This is a genomic window from Streptomyces griseorubiginosus (assembly GCF_017614965.1).
Classification (GTDB): Bacteria; Actinomycetota; Actinomycetes; order Streptomycetales; family Streptomycetaceae; genus Streptomyces; species Streptomyces griseorubiginosus_B.
Genome location: NZ_WVUG01000675.1, coordinates 1 through 950, shown reverse-complemented (window position 1 = coordinate 950; position 950 = coordinate 1). Strand labels below are relative to the sequence as shown.

The following is a 950-nucleotide window of genomic DNA, read 5'->3' as shown; positions in this document are numbered from 1 at the left end:
CGGTCGTGCCGTCCACTTCCGTGGAGAAGAAGACGACGTGGACGGTGGGGGTGTCGGGGGTCAGGTGCGTTGCGAGGGCGAGGGTCTGGTCGGCCAGGGCCTGGGCCGATCCGTCCTTGTAGTACGGGCGCATGCTCGCGGAGCGGTCCAGGACGAGGTAGACGCTGGCTCGGGTGCCGGTGAGGTTGGCCTTGGTGAGGGCGGTTGACGCGGCGTCGCCGGCAACTACGGCCTCGGCTTCGCCTTCGGCCGTTTCGTTCCCACCCGCACCACCCGTGACAGTCTCGTCGTCGGGTGCGGGTGGCCCCTGTGGGGCTTCCTCGCCGTCGGCGGCCTCGGGTTCGTCCGCTGCCGCGGCAAGGGTCGGCTCGGGTTCGGGTTCGGGCTCGGGTTCGGGTTCGGCGGTCACCTCGTCAGCGGGCTCATCGGGAACCTCCGCTGCCTCGGCCTCCGGCTGGGCGCTTTCGGGCTCCGCTGCCGTGGGCTCTTCAGCGACCGGTTCCTCAGCCGCCGGCTCGGTCAGCGCCGGTTCCGGTGCCTCTTCGGCCACCGGCTCGACTGCCTCGGGCTCTGCCGCCTCAGCCTTGGGCGCTTCGAGCTCGGTCGGGGCCGACTCGGGCGTGGATTCCGCCTCAGCGGTCACCGTCGGCTCAGCCACCTCGGCAGACTCAGCCGTCGGCTCCTCCGCCACCGGCGCTTCTGCCGTCGGCGCCGCAGTGTCCGCCGGCTCTTCAACCGCCACCGGCTCTTCAACCGCCACCGGCTCCTCGGCCGCCCGCTCCGTACCCTCCGGCTCCGTCGGCTCCGTGGCCCCCGGCTCCGTCGGCTGGGCCGGCGCCGGGACGGTGACGTTGTCGAAGGCCGCCGCGACCAGTTCGTGTTCGTCGTCCTTCGACGGTTCCGGGGTCTCCGTGCGGGGCTCCGGGACGTGGGCGGAAGGGGCCGGGGCC

The 950-nt window shown here is 73.1% G+C and carries 1 protein-coding gene; it reads right to left on the bottom strand.

Annotation, left to right across the window (positions count from 1 at the left end; all coding sequences use genetic code 11):
• Positions 1 to 760, bottom strand: a 760-nt coding sequence (locus GRC12_RS44670) for a VWA domain-containing protein (protein ID WP_308286776.1), incomplete at its 3' end; no start/stop codon positions are given.
• Positions 761 to 950: the final 190 nt, after the last annotated feature.